The sequence below is a fragment of the Clostridium tarantellae genome (genome assembly GCF_009295725.1).
Lineage (GTDB): Bacteria > Bacillota > Clostridia > Clostridiales > Clostridiaceae > Sarcina > Sarcina tarantellae.
This window is the reverse complement of sequence record NZ_WHJC01000203.1, coordinates 1-6,030: the sequence shown is the minus strand read 5'-3', so window position 1 is coordinate 6,030 and position 6,030 is coordinate 1. Positions and strand designations below refer to the sequence as shown.

General features: G+C 26.1%; 6 protein-coding genes. 5 read left to right on the top strand and 1 reads right to left on the bottom strand.

Features of this window, described 5'->3' with window-relative positions; genetic code table 11:
• The first annotated feature begins 229 nt into the window (after positions 1–229).
• The gene (locus tag GBZ86_RS11445; RefSeq protein ID WP_152890786.1) at positions 230–889 is read left to right on the top strand and encodes an FMN-dependent NADH-azoreductase; all 660 of its coding nucleotides are present in this window, start codon (positions 230–232) and stop codon (positions 887–889) included.
• A 58-nt stretch (positions 890–947) separates the two neighbouring features.
• Entirely contained in the window at positions 948–1,097 is a 150-nt protein-coding gene (locus GBZ86_RS17210; RefSeq protein ID WP_170272225.1) for a hypothetical protein, read from the top strand.
• Between the two features lie 49 nt (positions 1,098–1,146).
• On the opposite strand, the gene GBZ86_RS11440 is transcribed toward GBZ86_RS17210, so the two are convergent.
• A complete protein-coding gene (locus GBZ86_RS11440) occupies positions 1,147–1,554 on the bottom strand; it encodes a secondary thiamine-phosphate synthase enzyme YjbQ (protein ID WP_152890784.1) in 408 nt (135 codons plus the stop codon).
• A gap of 266 nt (positions 1,555–1,820) precedes the next feature.
• Between GBZ86_RS11440 and GBZ86_RS11435 the strand changes: the two genes are divergently transcribed.
• The 3 genes from GBZ86_RS11435 (at position 1,821) to GBZ86_RS11425 (ending at position 5,898) form a co-directional block, all read left to right on the top strand.
• Positions 1,821–3,107: an NCS2 family permease gene (locus GBZ86_RS11435; RefSeq protein ID WP_152890782.1), complete on the top strand. Its 1,287-nt coding sequence runs from the start codon at positions 1,821–1,823 to the stop codon at positions 3,105–3,107.
• A gap of 161 nt (positions 3,108–3,268) precedes the next feature.
• Entirely contained in the window at positions 3,269–5,104 is a 1,836-nt protein-coding gene (gene ade / locus GBZ86_RS11430) for an adenine deaminase (RefSeq protein WP_234885160.1), read from the top strand.
• A gap of 317 nt (positions 5,105–5,421) precedes the next feature.
• Positions 5,422–5,898, top strand: coding sequence for a PTS sugar transporter subunit IIA (locus GBZ86_RS11425; protein ID WP_152890780.1), 477 nt, complete (start codon positions 5,422–5,424; stop codon positions 5,896–5,898).
• Positions 5,899–6,030 lie beyond the last annotated feature (132 nt).

Sequence of the window (6,030 nt, the reverse complement as noted above, 5' to 3'; positions counted from 1 at the left end):
GTTATTTACCTCCTGTTGGTGTTTTTATTTCTTGTTATTTATATTGTGCCATACTGGAGGAAAATATAAAAACTTAACTTCAAAAAAGTTAGGTGAATTAATGGTTGCGGAATTCCGCAACCGACTAATAATAAATAAATTTTTAAGGAGGATTATTATTAATGCATATAATTAAATTTAAAGTATAAACTAATGAAAAATTAACGTTTATATAGGAGAAATATTAAAAATGAAGAAATTATTATATATAACTGTAAATTCAAAACCTGAACAATTGTCTTCAAGTAAGAAAGTAGGAAGAATTTTTATAAATAAATTTTTAGAAAAACATAATGAATTTCAATTAGAGGAGATTGATTTATATAATACACATCTTCCAAGATTAGAATATCCATATTTTGAAAAAAGAAATTGTGTAGTAAATAAGGATGATTTTAATAAACTCAGTGAAAAAGATAAAGAAGAAGTACATACTATAGTAAAGTTATGTGATCAATTTAAAGAAGCAGATATTTATGTAATAGCTGCTCCTATGTGGAGTTTATCTTTTCCAGCTCCTTTAAAAGAATATTTAGATTGTGTAATACAAGATGGAAAAACTATAGAAATTAATGAAAATAAAATAATAGGATTATTAGAAGATAAACCTAGATCATTTTTATATATACAATCTTCTGGAGGACCTATTCCTTGGATATTAAAAGGTACATTAAATAAAGGAATAAATTATGTAGAGGATTTAATGAAAATAGTAGGAATAAAAAAATTTAATGAATTACTAATAGATGGAACTGGATTTACTCAAGAAGAGAAAGAAAAAGCAGAAAAAGAAGCTATAGATAAAATAGATAGCTTAGTTGAAAAAATATGGAAAGAAACTAACGAATAAAAATATAAAAAATGTAAAGAATATTTTTAAGATAATTTCTATAATAGGAGGTGAGAATTTGGATTCACTAGATAGAAGAATACAAATAGATTCTTATGTATCAAAATATATGGATGAAAATGGATGTAGCTTCAAACAAGCTTGTGAAGATTTAGAAATAGATATGGAAGATGTATTTAAATTACAATATGATGATGAAGAGTGGTAATAGTTTTTTATAATAAGAAACTCAGCTAAAATTAGCTGAGTTTTCATTATTAGCCTTCAATTATTTTAATAAAAAAAGTTCTTGTTCTTGGACCATCAAATTCACAGAAGTAAATATCTTGCCAACGTCCTAAAATTAAATTTCCATCATTTAAAATTAAAGTTTGAGATGCTCCTATAGTAGATGATTTTAAGTGAGCATGAGAATTTCCTTCAAAATGTCTATAATTTCTATCAAGAGTTGGATAAGCTTTTTCAAATCCATAAAGTAAATCCTTAACTACATCAGGGTCTGCATTTTCATTTATTGTAATGCCAGCTGTAGTATGAGGACAATATATTATCACTAAACCATTTTCAATGCCACTATTTTTTATATCTTTATTTACATATGGTGTTATATCAACCATTGTTTGATGTTCAGAAATAGACAGTGTGTGTTTAAAAAAATTATTCAAAGAAATCACTCCTTTATGTAACTATATTATATGCTTTTAAATTAGATATATTTATTTTAATTTAATTATATACCAATTTACTCTATAGTTACTAAATAAAAGTGTATAAAATATTGTAATTTTAATTTATACACTTTAATAAAATTAAAATTAAAAATAAAACGAATTAAATGAAAAAATAAATACGAATTATACGAGTTTTATATTGACAAATATACGTATAAATAATAATATATATTTATAATAAATAGGGATAGGGGAAGTTTATGTTAGAGAAAATTTTTAAGTTACAAGAACATAATACAAATGTTAGAACAGAAGTGTCAGCAGGAATAGTTACTTTTATGACTATGGGTTATATACTTGTAGTCCAACCATCTTTTATGGGAGCGGCAGGAATGGATGTAGGGGCTGTAACTGCTGTAACTGCATTACTTGCAGGTGTTTTTAGTATAGTTATGGCACTTTATACAAATAGACCTTTTGCCATGGCAGCAGCTATGGGATCAAATGCATTTTTTTCTTTTACTATGGTGCAAGGGGGGCTAGCTACTTGGCAACAAGGGTTAGGAATGACATTTATATCAGGAATAGTATTCTTTTTACTAACAATATTCGGATTAAGAGAGGTTATAGTAAAGGCAATCCCTAAAAATGTAAAATTAGCTATTGGAGCAGCAGTTGGTTTTTTCATTGCACAAGTAGGATTTAAGAATGGAAACTTAATGAGTATTACAGATGGAAAGTTAGAACTTGGAGATTTAACTTCACCAGGAGTTATGCTTGTAGTTATAGGATTATTTATACTTGTTGGATTAATGGCTAGAAAAATAAAGGGTGCAGTTTTAATAAGTATAGTATTAATAACTTTAATAGGTATACCAATGGGAATAACACAAATACCAGATAAGTTTATAACACTTCCGCCATCAATAGAACCAATTGCCTTTAAGCTTGACATAATAGGTTCTTTAAAGCTTAGCTTTTTTCCAATAATGTTTACTTTCTTTGTAGGAGATTTCTTTTCTACTTTAGGAACGGTTTTAGGAGTTTCAGCTAAAGCAGGATTTTTAGATGAAAATGGAGATTTACCAGATATAAATAAGCCATTCTTAGTTGATTCAATAGCTACTATGGTAGGAGCTGTATTAGGATCAACAGTTGTAACTACATATATAGAATCAGCTTCAGGAATAGAAGCGGGAGGAAGAACAGGACTTACATCGGTATCAACAGGAGTTTGTTTTTTATTAGCATTATTTGTAACACCAGTAGTTGGAATGATACCTTCAGAAGCAACAGCACCAGCACTTATAATAATAGGATTACTTATGATAAGTGCAGTTAAAGATATAGATTTTTCAGAGTTTACAGAAGCTTTCCCAGCTTTTGCAACTATAATATTTACTGCTTTTACAGCTAGTTTATCTAATGGAATAAGTATAGGGATAATTTCATATGTATTTGTAAAGCTAGTTTCAGGAAAGTATAAAGAACTTAATATAGGAGCATATGTATTAAGTGTATTATTATTAATGTATTTTATTATATAATTTTGAGTTTTATTATCTGTAATAATATTGCGATATAAAAAATATATAATAGATTTTGAATAAAGAGTAAAAGGGTACCCTTACAGGTACCCTAATATAATATTTAAAATTTATATTATTAGGTTAGACTTATTAAAAATTAAGTGTATAAGTGTATATAAATGAACTATGGAATAATTTGTTTTAGAAAGGAATGGGTTAGTATGAGAATAATGACTAAAAATAAAAAAAGTTTAGTTGAAGCGGCTATGGGAAAAAGAAAATGTTCACTTATAATCAAGAATGGAAAAATTTTAAATATGTTTACTGGAGAAATTTATTATGGAAATATAGGTATCTATGATGGTTTTATTTGTCATATTGAATGTAATCCAGATGGATTAAACAAAGTAGAAGAACCTTTAGAAGGAGAAGTAATTTTTGATGCTAAAGGTCAGTATGTTATACCAGGACTTATAGATATACACATTCATATAGAAAGTACAATGATGACACCAAGAAATTTTGCTGAAGCGGTATTAGTTCATGGTACAACAACAGTAATTACGGATCCACATGAAATAGGTAATGTTTTAGGGGTTGAAGGTGTTAAGTATATGCATGACTCTAGTTCAGATTTACCTATGAGACAGTATGTATTAGCTCCATCTTGTGTTCCTTCAGTATTAAATATGGAAAATGCAGGTGCTAATTTTACTTATAAAGAAATAGAAAAAATGTTTAAAATGGAAAGAGTTATAGGGCTAGGAGAAATAATGGATTTCTTAGGGGTAATAAATAATGAAGAAAGAATGGATTCAATTATTGAAATGGGAGAAAAATTTGGTGGTTTTCTTCAAGGACATGCTCCTTTTTCTTGTGGTAGACCATTATCAGCTTATCTTACAAGAGGAATAAAAAGTTGTCATGAAAGTAGATTACCTCAAGAAGCAAGAGATAAAATAAGAAATGGAATGTTTGTAGATGCACGAGAAAGTTCAATTTCAAAAAATGTTAAAGATTTATTTAAAGGAGTTAAAGACTTTAGATATTTAGACAATTTTACTTTATGTACAGATGATAGAGAGCCTGAAGATATTGTTAAGGATGGTCATATAAATTATGTAATAAAGGAAGTTATAAAAGCGGGTATGAATCCTATAGATGCTATAAGGTCAGCAACTTTAAATTCAGCAAGAGAATTAGAAATTTCTAATTTAGGAGCAATTGCACCAGGTTTTGTAGCAGATTTGGTAATAACACCTTCTTTAGAGGATATAGTTCCTTCCGCTGTATTTTTTAATGGTGAATTAGTAGCTAAAGATGGAAAAATAGTTAAAGAAATTGAAAATATGAAATTAAATGTAGAAAATAAAAATACAGTATATATAGATGAAGATTTAACTTTAGAAGATTTTAAAATAAAAGCTCCTATAAATGAGGGGAAAATAAAAGTGAATGTTATTAAGTATGAAGATAAAGTAAGATCAATAACTACATTTTCAGAAAAAGAAGTAAATGTAGTTAATGGATATGTAGATTTATCTAATAATAAAGATTTAATGACTGTTATGGTGATAAATAGACATAAAGGGAAAAATTCTAAAGCTATTGCTATTGTTGAGAATTTTGGAAATAGTCATGGGGCTATAGGTAGTACAGTATCACATGATTGTCATAATATGACTATAGTTTATGATAAAGAAGAAAATGCTTTATCTGTTTTAAAAGAATTAAAGAAAATAGGGGGAGGAATAACTTGTGCTGTTAATGGAAAAATAAAACAAACCTTAGCGTTACCAGTGGCAGGTTTAATGTCTAATAAAAAATGTATAGATCTAGCTAAAGAAGCACTTGAAATGAAAGAAGCATTAAGGAAAATTGGTTTAATAGAACCACCTAATCCACTTTTAAGAATAGCTACCATAGCATTGCCAGTAATACCAGATGTTAAGATGTCTGATTTAGGAATAATTGATGTTAATAAACAAGAATTTATAAATTTATTTATTAAATAATAATTTTATATTATGAACTATGAGGTTTATATAAAAATATTAAACTTCATAGTTTTTTTAATAAATAAATTTACATAATTAATTTATATTTTAACTAATTTTAAAAAAAAATTAAAATGATAAATAAAGTTAATTAGAGAAAATAATAGATAAAAATATAAAATATTACAATAAATACTTTAAAAAACAAATTAAGAATTATTATGAATATATTTGAGGGTTAATAAAATTGCAAATGTAAACGTATTTAATATATAATGAGATTGCAAGGAAAAAACAAAATATTACAAAATATTACAAATGAGAAGGAGGGTTAAATGGATAAAAACATAAGACAAGAATTATTTGAACCAGATTTAATATTTATAGAAGATATTAAATATAAAGATGAAGTTTTTGAAAAAATTTCAAAAAAATTATTAAAAAAGGGAGTGGTGAAAGAAACTTATATACAAGCTTTAAAAAAAAGAGAAAATGAGTTTCCAACAGGAATTAATTTAAGTGTTGTGGCAGAGAATATACCTAATATAGCCATTCCTCATACAGAAAGTGGTTTTTGTAATGATACAAAGGTTGTATTAGTTAAATTAAAAAATAAAATAACTTTTAAAGATATGATGAATCCATCTAAGGATTTAGATGTAAAATATTTATTTATGATATTAAATAAAGAAGGATCAGAACAATCACATATTTTATCTTATATAATGAGTTTTGTAACTAATAAAGAAAATATGTATAAATTAGAAAAGGCTAAAACTTTAAAAGAATTATATAACATAGTAAAATATTAAATTTTAGATAGTGTAAAGTTTAATATGAAAAAATAGGTTAGATATTATTTTGAAAATATTATTTTTAAAAACTATCAAAGATTATTTTTAGGTACAACAAAAAGACCTTCTATGAGAAGATTTTAAAAATAT

What these genes read in the sequence shown, in the direction of transcription:
- GBZ86_RS11445 (WP_152890786.1), top strand. Translation starts at nt 230, where the DNA reads ATGAAGAAATTATTATATATAACTGTAAATTCAAAACCTGAACAATTG.
- GBZ86_RS11435 (WP_152890782.1), top strand. Translation starts at nt 1,821, where the DNA reads ATGTTAGAGAAAATTTTTAAGTTACAAGAACATAATACAAATGTTAGA.
- ade (WP_234885160.1), top strand. Translation starts at nt 3,269, where the DNA reads ATGAACTATGGAATAATTTGTTTTAGAAAGGAATGGGTTAGTATGAGA.
- GBZ86_RS11425 (WP_152890780.1), top strand. Translation starts at nt 5,422, where the DNA reads ATGGATAAAAACATAAGACAAGAATTATTTGAACCAGATTTAATATTT.